The sequence below is a fragment of the Pseudomonas sp. P1_C12 genome (genome assembly GCF_056406435.1).
The window spans coordinates 313,440-327,236 of record NZ_JBFUAE010000002.1 but is presented as its reverse complement, the minus strand read 5'-3'; the positions used below and the strand labels follow the sequence as shown (position 1 = coordinate 327,236).

15 protein-coding genes are annotated in these 13,797 nt (G+C 60.5%); 13 read left to right on the top strand and 2 right to left on the bottom strand.

What is annotated here, in order from left to right; translation table 11 throughout:
• The first annotated feature begins 137 nt into the window (after positions 1 to 137).
• The 11 genes from AC1D19_RS04500 (at position 138) to AC1D19_RS04450 (ending at position 10,320) form a co-directional block, all read left to right on the top strand.
• Positions 138 to 509, top strand: coding sequence for a chemotaxis response regulator CheY (locus AC1D19_RS04500; protein WP_003183998.1), 372 nt, complete (start codon positions 138 to 140; stop codon positions 507 to 509).
• A gap of 21 nt (positions 510 to 530) precedes the next feature.
• Complete coding sequence (locus AC1D19_RS04495; protein WP_477762510.1) at positions 531 to 1,319, top strand: protein phosphatase CheZ; 789 nt, start codon at positions 531 to 533, stop codon at positions 1,317 to 1,319.
• Positions 1,320 to 1,372: 53 nt separating this feature from the next.
• A complete protein-coding gene (locus AC1D19_RS04490; RefSeq protein ID WP_477762509.1) occupies positions 1,373 to 3,616 on the top strand; it encodes a chemotaxis protein CheA in 2,244 nt (747 codons plus the stop codon).
• A 48-nt stretch (positions 3,617 to 3,664) separates the two neighbouring features.
• Entirely contained in the window at positions 3,665 to 4,795 is a 1,131-nt protein-coding gene (locus AC1D19_RS04485; RefSeq protein ID WP_477762508.1) for a protein-glutamate methylesterase/protein-glutamine glutaminase, read from the top strand.
• Entirely contained in the window at positions 4,795 to 5,535 is a 741-nt protein-coding gene (locus AC1D19_RS04480) for a flagellar motor protein (protein WP_085716992.1), read from the top strand. Before AC1D19_RS04485 ends, AC1D19_RS04480 begins: the two co-directional genes overlap by 1 nt.
• 279 nt (positions 5,536 to 5,814) lie before the next feature.
• Positions 5,815 to 6,705, top strand: a complete 891-nt coding sequence (gene motD / locus AC1D19_RS04475) for a flagellar motor protein MotD (RefSeq protein ID WP_477759852.1) — start codon at positions 5,815 to 5,817, stop codon at positions 6,703 to 6,705.
• A 43-nt stretch (positions 6,706 to 6,748) separates the two neighbouring features.
• Complete coding sequence (locus AC1D19_RS04470) at positions 6,749 to 7,537, top strand: ParA family protein (RefSeq protein ID WP_477762507.1); 789 nt, start codon at positions 6,749 to 6,751, stop codon at positions 7,535 to 7,537.
• A 117-nt stretch (positions 7,538 to 7,654) separates the two neighbouring features.
• Positions 7,655 to 8,602, top strand: coding sequence for a CheW domain-containing protein (locus tag AC1D19_RS04465; protein ID WP_477762506.1), 948 nt, complete (start codon positions 7,655 to 7,657; stop codon positions 8,600 to 8,602).
• Positions 8,603 to 8,644: 42 nt separating this feature from the next.
• Positions 8,645 to 9,130, top strand: coding sequence for a chemotaxis protein CheW (locus AC1D19_RS04460; protein WP_007980742.1), 486 nt, complete (start codon positions 8,645 to 8,647; stop codon positions 9,128 to 9,130).
• Positions 9,131 to 9,523, top strand: coding sequence for a DUF2802 domain-containing protein (locus tag AC1D19_RS04455; protein ID WP_477762505.1), 393 nt, complete (start codon positions 9,131 to 9,133; stop codon positions 9,521 to 9,523).
• A gap of 275 nt (positions 9,524 to 9,798) precedes the next feature.
• Entirely contained in the window at positions 9,799 to 10,320 is a 522-nt protein-coding gene (locus tag AC1D19_RS04450) for a hypothetical protein (RefSeq protein ID WP_477762504.1), read from the top strand.
• A gap of 21 nt (positions 10,321 to 10,341) precedes the next feature.
• On the opposite strand, the gene AC1D19_RS04445 is transcribed toward AC1D19_RS04450, so the two are convergent.
• Positions 10,342 to 10,671: an EscU/YscU/HrcU family type III secretion system export apparatus switch protein gene (locus tag AC1D19_RS04445; RefSeq protein ID WP_477762503.1), complete on the bottom strand. Its 330-nt coding sequence runs from the start codon at positions 10,669 to 10,671 to the stop codon at positions 10,342 to 10,344.
• Entirely contained in the window at positions 10,668 to 12,242 is a 1,575-nt protein-coding gene (gene fliK, locus AC1D19_RS04440) for a flagellar hook-length control protein FliK (protein WP_477762502.1), read from the bottom strand. Before fliK ends, AC1D19_RS04445 begins: the two co-directional genes overlap by 4 nt.
• A 199-nt stretch (positions 12,243 to 12,441) precedes the next feature.
• Between fliK and ccmA the strand changes: the two genes are divergently transcribed.
• Both ccmA and ccmB read left to right on the top strand, forming a co-directional pair.
• Entirely contained in the window at positions 12,442 to 13,077 is a 636-nt protein-coding gene (ccmA, locus tag AC1D19_RS04435; protein ID WP_150724488.1) for a cytochrome c biogenesis heme-transporting ATPase CcmA, read from the top strand.
• Positions 13,074 to 13,742 (top strand): heme exporter protein CcmB, encoded by a 669-nt coding sequence (gene ccmB / locus AC1D19_RS04430; protein WP_007980754.1) that lies wholly within the window; start codon positions 13,074 to 13,076, stop codon positions 13,740 to 13,742. The genes ccmA and ccmB overlap by 4 nt, the downstream gene beginning before the upstream one ends.
• The last annotated feature ends 55 nt before the right edge of the window (positions 13,743 to 13,797 follow it).

The following is a 13,797-nucleotide window of genomic DNA, read 5'->3' as shown; positions in this document are numbered from 1 at the left end:
GGTGTGGTGTTGAACTGCGCCGGTCGCGATCTGTTGTGCTCCAGACAGTCATTGAGTGCTTTGCCGGATTGATTGAAATGGCGCGTCCAGGTGCTGGGCGCGTTTAAGACTGCTTGGAGGTCGAATTGGACAAGAACATGAAAATCCTCATCGTTGATGACTTCTCAACGATGCGGCGGATCATCAAGAACCTGCTGCGTGACCTTGGGTTCACCAACACCGTCGAGGCCGACGATGGCACTACCGCCATTCCGGTGCTCAACAGCGGAAGCATCGACTTTCTGGTAACGGACTGGAACATGCCTGGCATGACCGGTATCGATCTGCTGCGCCACGTGCGTGCCGATGAAAAGCTCAAGCACCTGCCGGTGCTGATGGTGACCGCTGAAGCCAAGCGCGAGCAGATCATCGAAGCGGCCCAGGCCGGCGTTAACGGCTATGTGGTCAAACCCTTCACGGCCCAGGCGTTGAAAGAAAAAATCGAGAAGATTTTCGAACGCATCGGTTGATGAGTGCGCCACGGGGGAGCTATGGGCAATAACGAAACTTCATTGGGCGACTTTGAGTCGACCCTGAAAAAACACGCCGTCGAATTGGTCGCGAGCCTTGAAAAAGGCAAGTTCGGCGACGCGGTGCAATTGATCCATGAGCTCAACCAGACCCGTGACCGCGGCCTGTATCAGGAAGTGGGCAAGCTCACTCGCGAACTGCATAGCGCGATCGTCAATTTCCAGATTGACCCGCACATGCCGCAAGCCGAAGAAGTGTCCCAGATCACCGACGCCACTGAGCGTCTGGGCTATGTGGTCAAGCTGACCGAGGCTGCGGCCAACCGCACCATGGACCTGGTGGAAAGTGCCACGCCGCTGGTCAATGGCCTGGCGGATGAAGCCCAGGCCTTGAGCACGGACTGGGGACGCTTCATGCGTCGCGAAGTCGGCGCCGAAGAGTTTCGTGAACTGGCCCGCCGGGTCGACGGCTTCCTGGTGCGCAGCGGCACGTATAATCGCGCGGTGTCGGGCAACCTCAACGACATCCTGCTCGCCCAGGATTACCAGGACCTCACGGGGCAAGTGATCAAGCGAGTGACCCAGCTGGTCACCGAAGTCGAAAGCAACCTGCTCAAGCTCGTGCTGATGGCCAGTCAGGTAGACCGCTTTGCGGGCATCGAACATGACCGTGAAGCGATGCTTGCTGAAAAAGATCCACAAAAACATCTCTCTCAGGGTGAAGGTCCGCAGATTCATGCCGATAAAAGAGAAGACGTTGTGTCCGGTCAGGACGATGTGGACGATTTGCTATCCAGCCTGGGATTCTAAATTTTAGAATTTTAGGTTTTTTGGGTTTTTAGACCTGTAGGAGCACCCCCTTAATGAGCTTCGGCGCCGATGAAGAGATCCTTCAGGATTTCCTGGTTGAGGCCGGCGAGATTCTAGAGCAACTGTCCGAGCAACTGGTCGAGCTGGAAAGCCGTCCGGATGATGCGGATTTGCTCAATGCAATTTTTCGCGGTTTTCACACTGTAAAAGGGGGCGCCGGCTTCCTCCAGCTCAACGAGCTGGTGGAGTGCTGCCATATCGCCGAGAACGTGTTCGACATCCTGCGCAAGGGTGAGCGTCGCGTCGACTCGGAACTGATGGACGTGGTTCTCGAAGCGCTGGACGCGGTGAACAGCATGTTCAGCGAAGTCCGCGAACGCAGCCCGATCACGGCTGCGACACCTGAACTGCTCGCGGCGCTGGCCCGTCTGGCCGAGCCGCAATCGGCTGACGAGGTGGCTGCTGCACCTGTCGCCGCCGTGGTCGAAGCGTCTGTGGCTGAAAGCGAATCGGGCGATATCACCGACAATGAATTCGAACAACTGCTGGACTCGCTGAACGCCGTCAAGGCCCAGGCCGAGGCGCCGGCGGCTGTTTCTGCGCCGGTCAGCGATGAAATCACCGACGCCGAGTTCGAGTCGTTGCTCGATCAACTGCACGGCAAGGGCCAGTTCGCCGTTGACGCGGTGGTCCCGGCGCCAGCTGCGCCAGAGGCCCCGAAAGCGGCCGGCGACAGCTCCGATATTACTGACGACGAATTCGAAGCACTGCTCGACCAACTGCACGGCAAGGGTAACTTCGCTGTCGATGCGCTGGAGTCGGCCATTGCTTCCGTACCGGCTGCTGCCGCGCCAACCGCTGCAGCGGCCGGCAGCGATCTGATCAGCGATCACGAATTTGAATCGCTGCTCGATGAGTTGCACGGCAAAGGCAAGTTCAGCGAAGTCGGCAAGGCGACGGTTGCCAGCGGATCGAACACGTCCGTTGCCGCGCCGGCCGCGAAGGCTGCGGCACCGAAACCGGTGGCCAAGGCACCCGAGCCAAAAGCCGAAACGCCGGCTGCTGCCGCTGCACCTGCTGCCGCCCGCGCCCCGGCCGCTCCACCGGCGGAAAAGCCGGCCTGTGAAGCCGAGACCACCGTGCGCGTCGATACCGCGCGTCTCGACGAGATCATGAACATGGTCGGCGAGTTGGTGCTGGTGCGTAACCGCCTGGTCCGCCTGGGCCTCAACAGCGGCGACGAAGCCATGTCCAAGGCCGTGTCGAACCTCGACGTGGTCACGGCCGACCTGCAAACCGCGGTCATGAAGACCCGGATGCAGCCGATCAAGAAAGTCTTCGGGCGTTTCCCGCGCCTGGTTCGCGACCTGGCTCGCCAGCTCAAGAAAGAGATCAACCTGGAGTTGGTCGGCGAAGAAACCGACCTCGACAAGAACCTCGTCGAGGCCCTGGCCGATCCGTTGGTCCACTTGGTGCGCAACGCAGTCGACCACGGCATCGAATCGCCGGAAGAACGCGAAGCCTCGGGCAAGGCTCGTGGCGGCAAGGTCATCCTGGCGGCCGAGCAGGAAGGCGATCACATCCTGCTGTCGATTTCCGATGACGGCAAAGGCATGGACCCGAACGTCCTGCGTTCAATCGCGGTCAAGCGCGGTGTGATGGACAAGGATGCGGCGGACCGCCTGAGCGACACCGAATGCTACAACCTGATCTTCGCCCCGGGTTTCTCGACCAAGACCGAGATCTCCGACGTATCGGGTCGCGGTGTGGGCATGGACGTGGTGAAAACCAAGATTTCCCAGCTCAACGGCTCGATCAACATCTACTCGACCAAGGGCCAGGGTTCGAAGATCGTCATCAAGGTGCCGCTGACCCTGGCGATCATGCCGACGCTGATGGTCATGCTCGGCAACCAGGCATTCGCGTTCCCGCTGGTGAACGTCAACGAGATCTTCCACCTCGACCTGTCGACCACCAACGTTGTGGACGGCCAGGAAGTGGTGATCGTGCGGGACAAGGCACTGCCATTGTTCTATCTCAAACGCTGGCTGGTCAGCTCCGCCGCTCACGAAGAGCAGCGCGAAGGCCATGTGGTGATCCTTTCGGTGGGCACGCAGCGGATCGGCTTTGTCGTCGATCAACTGGTGGGCCAGGAAGAAGTGGTCATCAAGCCATTGGGCAAAATGCTCCAGGGAACGCCGGGCATGTCCGGCGCCACCATCACCGGTGACGGCCGCATCGCGCTGATTCTCGATGTTCCGAGCATGCTCAAGCGTTACGCCACACGGCGTATTTGATTCTGGTGGAGCGGGGCGCCTGGCCTCGCTCCATCTAATGGAGTGTTTATGGCAGTCAAAGTCCTGGTGGTGGACGATTCGGGGTTTTTCCGCCGCCGCGTCTCGGAAATTCTTTCAGCGGATTCCAATATCCAGGTCGTCGGCACGGCGACCAACGGCAAAGAGGCGATCGATCAGGCGCTGGCCCTCAAGCCCGACGTGATCACCATGGACTACGAGATGCCGATGATGGACGGCATCACCGCTGTGCGGCACATCATGCAACGCTCCCCGACCCCGGTCTTGATGTTCTCCTCGCTGACCCACGAAGGCGCCCGCGTCACCCTCGATGCGCTGGATGCCGGCGCGGTGGACTTCCTGCCGAAAAATTTCGAAGACATCTCGCGCAACCCCGAGAAGGTCAAGCAACTGCTGTGCGAGAAGATCCTCAGCATTGCGCGCAGCAATCGTCGAGTCAGCGCCTACAGCGCTCCGACGCCTGTCGCTGCACCAGCCCCGACGCCTGCGCCTTCCAGCGTTGGCAGTTTTGGCAGCAGCGCGCCCGTGCGTCCGGCACCGGCACCGATCCCTGCGCGTACGCATGCGGCCACTGCGTCGTCGCCCGCGCCGAAACGCAAAGCCTACAAACTGGTGGCCATCGGTACGTCCACCGGCGGCCCGGTTGCGCTGCAACGGGTGTTGACCCAATTGCCGGCCAGCTTCCCGGCCCCGATCGTGCTGGTCCAACACATGCCGGCCGCCTTCACCAAGGCCTTCGCCGAGCGCCTGGACAAGCTCTGCCGCATCAGCGTCAAGGAAGCCGAGGATGGCGACATCCTGCGGCCGGGCCTGGCGCTGCTGGCGCCGGGTGGCAAGCAGATGATGATCGACGGCCGTGGCGCGGTGAGAATCCTCCCGGGTGACGAGCGTCTGAATTACAAGCCGTGCGTGGACATCACCTTCGGTTCGGCAGCCAAGTCCTACGGCGACAAAGTTCTGGCGGTGGTCCTGACCGGCATGGGCGCCGACGGCCGTGAAGGCGCGCGCCTGCTCAAGCAGGGCGGCAGTTCGATCTGGGCACAGGACGAAGCCAGTTGCGTGATCTACGGCATGCCGATGGCCATCGTCAAGGCTGAACTCGCCGACGCGGTGTACAGCCTCGACGACATTGGCAAGCACCTGGTCGAGGCCTGCATCTGATGGATGTTCTAAGCCTGATCGGCATCATCATGGCCTTCGTCGCCATCATCGGCGGCAACTACCTTGAAGGCGGTCATCTCGGCGCCCTGGCCAACGGCCCGGCAGCGCTGATCGTGCTCGGCGGCACCATTGGCGCCGCGCTGCTGCAATCGCCGATGAGCGCCTTCAAGCGCGCCATGCAGATCCTTGCCTGGATCCTGTTCCCGCCCCGTGTCGACCTGGCCGGTGGCATCGACCGCGTGGTGAACTGGAGCCTGACCGCCCGCAAGGAAGGCCTGCTGGGCCTTGAAGGTATCGCCGACGCCGAGCCCGACAACTACGCGCGCAAAGGCCTGCAACTGCTGGTTGACGGTGCCGAGCCGGAGGCGATCCGCAGCATTCTGGAAGTGGATTTCTACACCCAGGAAAGCCGCGATGTCGAAGCGGCCAAGGTCTTCGAAAGCATGGGCGGCTATGCGCCGACCATCGGCATCATCGGTGCGGTGATGGGCTTGATTCACGTCATGGGCAACCTGGGCGATCCGTCGCAACTGGGTAACGGCATCGCCGTGGCCTTCGTCGCCACCATCTACGGCGTGGCCAGTGCCAACCTGGTGCTGCTGCCGATCGCCGCCAAACTCAAATCCATCGCGCTGCGCCAGTCGCGTTATCGCGAAATGCTGTTGGAAGGGCTGCTGTCGATCGCCGAAGGTGAAAACCCTCGCTCCATTGAGTTGAAGCTTCAGGGCTTCATGGATTGATGGGGGTAGCAGGGCCTGCTCACAGTAAATGATGGAGCGCGCAGCGCCCTGCGAGCCGCAAGACTAGGCACGAGGAGAGAGGTTTGGTTGCTTCAAATGAACGACGAGTAACGACGTATTGCGGCTCGCAGGGCGCTGCCCTCCGGGTTGGCGCTGTGATTGCGCCAGGCTGCGTTGCGCGACTTGAGAAGGGAGAAGCCATTCTCGGCGTCACGCGCCTTGCCTGGCACAATCACAGCGCCAACGCGCTGCATCATTTACTGTGAGCAGGCCCTGACTATGGCACGTCGTCGCCAGCATGAAGAACACGTCAACCACGAACGCTGGCTGGTGTCCTACGCCGACTTCATCACCTTGCTGTTCGCCTTTTTCGTGGTGATGTACTCGATCTCTTCGATCAACGAAGGCAAGTACAAGGTCATTTCCGAAGCGCTGATCGGCGTCTTCACCGATTCCGATCGTTCGCTCAAGCCGATCCCGATCGGGGATGAGCGGCCGAAGACCGTGACCCCGGCCAAGCCGCTGGTCAAGGACAGTGACCTGGTCGATGCCGGTGTCGCCGGCGCCAGCGATCCGCTCAAAAGCATCGCCGACGACATCAGTGCGGCGTTCGGTGACCTGATCAGCTCCAACCAGATGACCGTGCGCGGCAACGAGTTGTGGGTCGAGATCGAGCTCAATTCCAGCCTGTTGTTCGGCAGCGGCGACGCCATGCCCAGCAACATCGCGTTCAACATCATCGACAAGGTTGCGGCGATCCTGAAGCCATTCGACAACCCGATTCATGTCGAAGGCTTCACCGACGACCAACCGATCCGCACCGCGCAGTACCCGACCAACTGGGAACTGTCTTCGGCCCGCTCGGCCAGCATCGTGCGCATGCTGGCGATGCAGGGGGTGAACCCCGGTCGCCTGGCGTCGGTGGGCTACGGCGAGTTTCAGCCGATGGCCAACAATGCCACCGCTGAAGGCCGCGCCCGCAACCGTCGCGTGGTGCTGGTGGTGTCGCGCAACCTCGATGTGCGCCGCAGCCTGACCGGCACCGGAACCGCCCATGCGCAACCGGATGCCGCATTGAAGCGTGCTGGCACACAAACTGCACCGACCCCGGTCAAGTCGCCGGTACGAGAGAGCGCCGTCAATTCTCCGTCACCCGCATTAACACGATGAGCTATTTCTCGGTCGATCCATTCGGCCGGGAGGAACAATCCGAATGAGAGTCTGGGCAGTCGCCAATCAAAAGGGTGGTGTCGGTAAAACCACTTCCTCCATCGCTTTAGCCGGTTTACTGGCGGAGGCGGGCAAGCGCGTGGTCGTGGTCGATCTCGACCCCCACGGCTCGATGACCAGCTACTTCGGCTACGATCCCGACGCCCTGGAGCACAGCAGCTACAACCTGTTCCTGCACAAGGGCAACGTGCCGCAAGGCCTGCCGGGTCAACTGCTGCTGTCGACCAGCGACGAACGCATCTCCCTGTTGCCCTCCAGCACCGCGCTGGCCACCCTTGAGCGCCAGTCGCCGGGGCAGAGTGGTTTGGGCCTGGTGATTGCCAAGAGCCTGGCGCAACTGTGGCAGGACTTCGATTACGCGGTGATCGACAGCCCGCCCTTGCTCGGCGTGCTGATGGTCAATGCCTTGGCGGCGAGCCAGCAATTGGTGATCCCGGTGCAGACCGAACACCTGGCGGTCAAGGGCCTTGAGCGCATGGTCAACACCCTGGCGATGATCAACCGCTCGCGCAAACAGGCGTTGCCGTTCACCATCGTACCGACGCTGTTTGACCGAAGGACCCAGGCGTCCCTCGGCACGTTGCGCGTGCTGCGCGACAAATTCCCCGACGAAATCTGGCAAGGCTACATCCCGGTGGACACGCGCCTGCGCGATGCCAGTCGGGCCGGTCTAACGCCTTCGCAATTCGACGGCAAGAGCCGTGGCGTTCTCGCTTACCGTGCGTTGCTCAAGCATCTGCTGGCGGCACAACTTGTTCCGCAGGTGGCGTGACATGAGCCCAATTCCTGTAGGAGCTGCCGCAGGCTGCGATCTTTTGATCTTGCTTGGCGGCACCCTTGATATCGCTAAAAGATCGCAGCCTGCGGCAGCTCCTACAGGGGGATGCCGATGAATCGGCCATTGAAGCTCTCATCGCGCCCGCAACTGGCGTTGCAGTCGTATCTGGACAACCTGCTGCAAGAAGCAACCGAGGACATGGCGCCGGAGATCGAGGCGCTGGCCGAGGTTGTCGAAACGGTGAATGTCATCGAAGAGCAAGCCGTGCTGGACGAGTTCCAGGCCGCCGTGCTCGAAGAGCAGGCCCGGGATGCACAGAACACCGCGCCGTTGGTTACGCCGGTAGCACCGGTGGCCAAGGCTCAGGTTGCCTTGGCCGAAGCGCTGGAGCCCGTTCTGGCAGCGGTGTCGACCCTTGCACCGCTGTTGCAAACCCTGGTGGTTCCAACCATTGAAGAGCCTGCAGCGCCGGTGACGCTGGTTATCGAGGTGCCTCAGGCGCTGGTGCCTCCCGTCGTCGAAGTGCATCTGCCGTCAAGCAATACGCCGCCACCGGTGGAAACCGATGGTCGTCCGTCCTGGGCTGCCGAACCCTTCGAATGCCTGCTGTTCGATGTCGCCGGTTTGACCCTGGCGGTGCCGCTGGTGTGCCTGGGTTCGATTTACTCCCTGGCCGGTCATGAACTGACGCCGTTGTTCGGTCAGCCGGAGTGGTTCCTCGGCATCTTGCCGAGTCAGTCGGGCAACCTGAAAGTGCTGGATACCGCACGTTGGGTCATGCCCGACCGTTACCGCGACGATTTCAAGCAGGGTCTGCAATACGTCATTTCCGTCCAGGGCTACGAGTGGGGGCTGGCGGTGCATCAGGTCAGCCGCTCGTTGCGCCTGGATCCGAACGAAATCAAGTGGCGCAGTCACCGTGGTCAACGGCCATGGCTGGCGGGCACGGTGATTGAACACATGTGTGCGTTGCTCGACGTTTCCGCGCTGGCCGAGTTGATCGCCAGCGGCGGCGCAAAGCACATGGACGGCCACAAGCCGACCCACAAAACTACATAACAGAACAACACCGCCAGGGCGGTTTCTTGAGGGGATCAGGGTATGAATGACAAGGCGACGGCGGCAAAGGGTTCCGAAGATCCGATCCTGCAATGGGTCACCTTCAAGCTGGACAACGAGACCTACGGCATCAACGTGATGCGCGTCCAGGAAGTCCTGCGTTACACCGAAATCGCCCCGGTCCCGGGTGCCCCGAGTTACGTGCTGGGCATCATCAACCTGCGCGGCAACGTCGTCACCGTGATCGACACCCGCCAGCGCTTCGGCCTGATGAATGCCGAGATCAGCGACAACACCCGTATCGTCATCATCGAAGCCGACAAGCAAGTGGTCGGGATCATGGTCGACAGCGTGGCCGAAGTGGTTTACCTGCGTCAGTCGGAAATCGAAACCGCGCCGAACGTGGGTAACGAAGAGTCCGCCAAGTTCATTCAAGGCGTGTGCAACAAGAACAACGAACTGCTCATCCTGGTCGAGCTCGACAAGATGATGAGCGAAGAAGAATGGTCGGAACTGGAGAGTATCTGATTGATTCTCGAGGTTGCGGTCATTGTCCTGTTCCTGTTCTGGGCAGGCACGCTGGCGATGTTCCTGGCGTACATTCGCGGTCAAAAGCAGATCGCCGCGCAACAGGCCAAGGGTGATGCGCAGCGAGATCAGCGCATCAAGGACCTGGGCAAGCGCGTCGACGATTACCAGAACGGCAACGTGCGCATGGGTGAAGACCTGCATGAGCTTCGCGCGACAGTCGCGCCATTGCCGGACAAACTCGCCCAGCTGGAACAGCGTGATCCTTCAAGCCTGTCGTTTGCCCAGGCAGCGCGGCTGGTCGGGATGGGCGCCAGCGTCGACGAACTGACTCAGTCCTGCGGCTTGACCCAGGCTGAGGCGGAGTTGATGAGTAAGCTTCACAAGAACTGAGTTTTGCGATCTGGCTGAAGTCGCTTTCGCTGGCAAGCCAGCTCCTACAGGTTCGCGCCGATACCGAACTGTAGGAGCTGGCTTGCCAGCGAAGGCATCCTCGAAATTTCAGTAGTCTTCCCCGCGATCCGACGCATTCCTCTCTATCCTCAGACGGGTACTACGCCGTCGTAGTCTCCTGCCTATAGCTTTTTCAGATCCCGCTATCTTGTGATCGCAACCCGCCATCAGTAGTTTGATCATCTTGTTCAAAATATGCAGTGCCAAGGAGGCTTATGATCGACATTTTGCGCGGTACACCGCTGTGGGTTTATGCGGTTTTTCTGATCTTGACTTATTACGGTGTCATTGCCAGCTTCAAGAATCACGTGTCGAAAAGGTCATTGCAGATCACACCAGTGATATTCGTGACCCTGTCCCTGGCTTCGCTGAATCTCTCCCAAGGTGTAGTCGTTCCACTCTCGGCCTATGTAATCGGGTTATTGGCGGGATGGTTGCTGGCACTGCGCTTTTTCTCGTACAGCAATGTGCAGCGCGAAGGGGAACATCTGGTTCTGCCTGGCACAATCAAGGTTCTGATGGTGTATTGGGGCTTCTTTGCATGGCGTTACTACCTTGGCTATCAGGCAGCGATGTATCCGGAACTGGCCAATGAATTGCCGATGACGGCAGGGTCGGCAATGGGGGCTGGCCTTATCAATGGATTGATTATTGGTCGCAGTCTCAAGCTTTTGCGCATTTTCAGGTCTGATGACGTGACGCCGGCAGAGTTGATGAGTAAGTTGCACAAAAACTGAATAGATCAAAAGATCGCAGATTCAATAATCATCCCCGCGTTCGGTGACATCCTTCTCCACCCTCGGAGCATCCGGATTCTGCCCCTCGGGAAACTTGCCCTTCAGATTCCAGGCAAACGCAATGATCTCGGCAATCGTGAGATAAAGTTCCTGCGGAATGCTGTCCCCCAACTCCATCCGCGCCAACAGCTTCACCAGCTCGGCGTTTTCGTAGATTGGCACTTCATAATCGCGGGCAATCTTCAGAATTTCTTCCGCCAGTTCCTCATCACCTTTGGCCGTGAGGGTAGGAGCATGGCTGCCGTCGTATTTGAGAGCGATGGCCTGGCGTGGGGCGTTGGGGTTTTTCATGCGGTTTCGTCGACCCAGCGTTGTTCGAGGCGGGTTTGCGGGCCTTGGGGTGGCGTGCCGAGGTGGCAATCGAGGTCGCCGACGTTCAGGCCGGCGGAGAGTAAGCGGTCACGCAGCCCGCTCAGGTTGCTTTCGATCAGGCTGGCGGTGTAAGGCCGTTCTGCCCAGAGCTGGCTGGAGAGGCTGCCCTTGATCAGTTGCGCCTGAATTTGCAGCGGCCCCAAAGGCTCCATGGCGAAGGCCAGTTCCACACGCCACAGCTGTTGTTTGGGCTCGCGTTCTTCGCGGCGCTCCTTTGGCTGTTCTTTTTCGGGCGCATCTTCGCGCTGGAACTTGACCTGCAATGGCACGATGTCCTGCAGATTGCGCATCGGGATTTCCAGTTGCCAGGTACTCATCAGCCGTCCGTCGGCGGTTACACCGGTTTGTTCCAGGCTCGACAGTTGATGGCTTTGCAGGCGTGAAACTGCGGCGGCGGCCAGGTGCAGCAGGTGTTCGAGGTCGTTTTCCGCGTCGGCGCTTTGCAACAGGCGTTCGGGCAGCGGGAAACCGGTCGGTGATGGTTTGGCACTGACCTGACCGAGCATGCCCAGGGCGTTGCGGACAAAATTCGGCATGGCCTGGGCCAGGGTATTGGCGGCGATGATCGCGCCGAGGCTGGTGTTGGCCGGCAACCCCTGACTCAATTGCGCAACCAGTTTCAGCAGGTCACCTTTCATGTCCGGTGCGAGTGTCGGGTTTTGCCCGGTCAGCAGTTTGCTTTCGAGAAACACACCGCTGCTGGCCAGGGCCTGGACCAGGCCCTTGGGGGTGCTCAATTGTTGAACATCCGGCAGGCCGGCGAGGAGCCTGCTCGCGGCGCTACGCAGCTCAACGGATGTCTGGTCCGAAGCCGGCAGGTTTTGCAGGAGCTTGAGCAAGCCATCCAGCGAACCCTGGCGGCTTTGCTGGTCGACCAGTTGCCGGGTCACCGCCAGTTGTTCCTGACGGCTGCTCAGCGGTACGAACTTCAAGGTCTGGGCGTCCTGCACCTGCGCGCTCAACAAAGTGCCGATGCGCAAGGGTTGCGGACTGTCGATGCTCAGGGTGCTGCCACTCAGTGCGGTATTGAGCAGACCCACCATCGAGCGAAACACCATGGGTTGGCCGGGCACCTGCGGCAGCACTTGCGAGGTCAGCACTTTGCCCTGCAGCAGGGTGCCGACGGGCAGTTGCGCGGTGTCGAGGCGGGTGAGGGTGGCAACGCTGGCGGCAATGGCCTGTTGCACCGTCACGGCCAGACTGCCGGCCGAGGGTTGGCTGACGACCAGGGTGGTGCCCTGGGCCAGCGGTTGATTGCTGGTGGTCTGGACCGTGGTCTGGCGGCCGCTGTCGAGGGTGACCTTGAGCAGCATCTGGAAAGTCTGATCCGCCTGCTTGAGCGACAGTACTTCGGCCTGGGCGGTTTGACCGATGCTGATCAGCCCCTCCACCGGCGTCAGCAACTTGAGCAACTCACCGCTGACCACCGGCGGGCGCGAAGTCGCCGGGAGGGCTTGCGGTAGCGGGAGGATGTTCATTTCGCCTGTCATACGCGGTCACAACCTGAGGAAAATCCACTCTTTGGAGTAAGGGCTGGCATGTATAATGCCGCGCCGTTGTATCCAAAAATGGCGAAAATTTTGCAATTGTTTGACGCAGCTCTCTAGAACAAGACGTCATTGCATCTATGCTGCATCTCTTTAACGGCCGCGCCAGTGCCGACTTGAACCGTATAAGGCCCGTGAACCCTTGACCAGTCCTGTCCTGCAAACCGTTGCCCTTGCCTGTGAGCGAGACCTTCGGCTGCTCTTCGAAAATCTCGATTTGCGACTGGCCAGTGGCGAAATGGTACAAATCAGCGGCCCCAACGGCAGTGGCAAGACCAGCCTGCTTCGCCTGCTCTCGGGGCTGATGCAGCCGACCGCCGGTCAAGTGCTGCTCAACGGCCAGCCGCTGAACGAGCAACGCGGCGAACTGGCGCGCAACCTGCTGTGGATCGGCCACGCGGCCGGGATCAAGGATTTGCTGACGCCGGAAGAGAACCTGAGCTGGCTGTGTGCCTTGCACCATCCGGCGACCCATGAGGCGATCTGGCAGGCGCTGGCCGCGGTCGGGCTGCGCGGATTCGAGGATGTTCCCTGTCATACCTTGTCTGCTGGCCAGCAGCGCCGTGTCGCCTTGGCACGTCTATATCTGGACAGTCCGCCGCTGTGGATCCTCGATGAGCCCTTTACCGCCCTCGACAAGCAGGGCGTGGCACAGCTTGAATCTCATCTGGCCGGCCACTGCGAACGTGGCGGCATGGTGGTGTTGACCACTCATCACACGCTGAGCCGGATGCCGGCCGGTTATCGCGACATCGATCTGGGGAGCTGGGCCGTATGAGTGTTTTCGGCCTGTTGGTCGCCCGCGAGGCTCGTCTGCTGTTCCGCCGTCCGGCGGAACTGGCCAATCCGCTGGTGTTCTTTGCCATCGTCGTTTCCCTGTTCCCGCTGGCGGTCGGTCCCGAGTCTCAATTGTTGCAAACCTTGTCTCCGGGGCTGGTCTGGGTCGCGGCACTTTTATCGGTTCTGCTCTCGCTGGACGGGCTTTTCCGCAGTGATTTCGAAGACGGATCCCTTGAACAGTGGGTCCTTTCGCCGCACCCCCTGGCTCTTCTGGTTTTGGCCAAGGTGCTGGCACACTGGGCTTTTTCCGGCTTGGCACTGGTTTTGCTCGCGCCCTTGCTGGCGCTGATGCTCGGTTTGCCTGCCGCCTGTCTGCCGGTGTTGCTGCTTTCGTTGTTGCTCGGTACACCGGTACTGAGCCTGCTCGGTGCGGTGGGCGCGGCGCTGACGGTGGGCTTGAAGCGCGGTGGCCTATTGCTGGCACTGCTGATTCTGCCGCTGTACATCCCGGTATTGATCCTTGGCAGTGGCGCCTTGCAGGCTGCCTTGCAGGGGATGCCGGCGACCGGTTATCTGTTGTGGCTTGGTAGCCTGACCGCCCTGGCGATAACCCTGACACCTTTTGCAATAGCTGCTGGCCTGAAGATCAGCGTCGGCGAATAATGAGGTCTGGTCATTTTTTGATCAGTAAAGACCCAAGCTCTTCATAGCAAAGAGC

Coding starts and splice junctions, on each gene's coding strand:
- AC1D19_RS04500 (WP_003183998.1), top strand. CDS start 138: ATGAAAATCCTCATCGTTGATGACTTCTCAACGATGCGGCGGATCATC.
- AC1D19_RS04495 (WP_477762510.1), top strand. CDS start 531: ATGGGCAATAACGAAACTTCATTGGGCGACTTTGAGTCGACCCTGAAA.
- AC1D19_RS04490 (WP_477762509.1), top strand. CDS start 1,373: ATGAGCTTCGGCGCCGATGAAGAGATCCTTCAGGATTTCCTGGTTGAG.
- AC1D19_RS04485 (WP_477762508.1), top strand. CDS start 3,665: ATGGCAGTCAAAGTCCTGGTGGTGGACGATTCGGGGTTTTTCCGCCGC.
- AC1D19_RS04480 (WP_085716992.1), top strand. CDS start 4,795: ATGGATGTTCTAAGCCTGATCGGCATCATCATGGCCTTCGTCGCCATC.
- motD (WP_477759852.1), top strand. CDS start 5,815: ATGGCACGTCGTCGCCAGCATGAAGAACACGTCAACCACGAACGCTGG.
- AC1D19_RS04470 (WP_477762507.1), top strand. CDS start 6,749: ATGAGAGTCTGGGCAGTCGCCAATCAAAAGGGTGGTGTCGGTAAAACC.
- AC1D19_RS04465 (WP_477762506.1), top strand. CDS start 7,655: ATGAATCGGCCATTGAAGCTCTCATCGCGCCCGCAACTGGCGTTGCAG.
- AC1D19_RS04460 (WP_007980742.1), top strand. CDS start 8,645: ATGAATGACAAGGCGACGGCGGCAAAGGGTTCCGAAGATCCGATCCTG.
- AC1D19_RS04450 (WP_477762504.1), top strand. CDS start 9,799: ATGATCGACATTTTGCGCGGTACACCGCTGTGGGTTTATGCGGTTTTT.
- AC1D19_RS04445 (WP_477762503.1), bottom strand. CDS start 10,671: ATGAAAAACCCCAACGCCCCACGCCAGGCCATCGCTCTCAAATACGAC.
- fliK (WP_477762502.1), bottom strand. CDS start 12,242: ATGACAGGCGAAATGAACATCCTCCCGCTACCGCAAGCCCTCCCGGCG.
- ccmB (WP_007980754.1), top strand. CDS start 13,074: ATGAGTGTTTTCGGCCTGTTGGTCGCCCGCGAGGCTCGTCTGCTGTTC.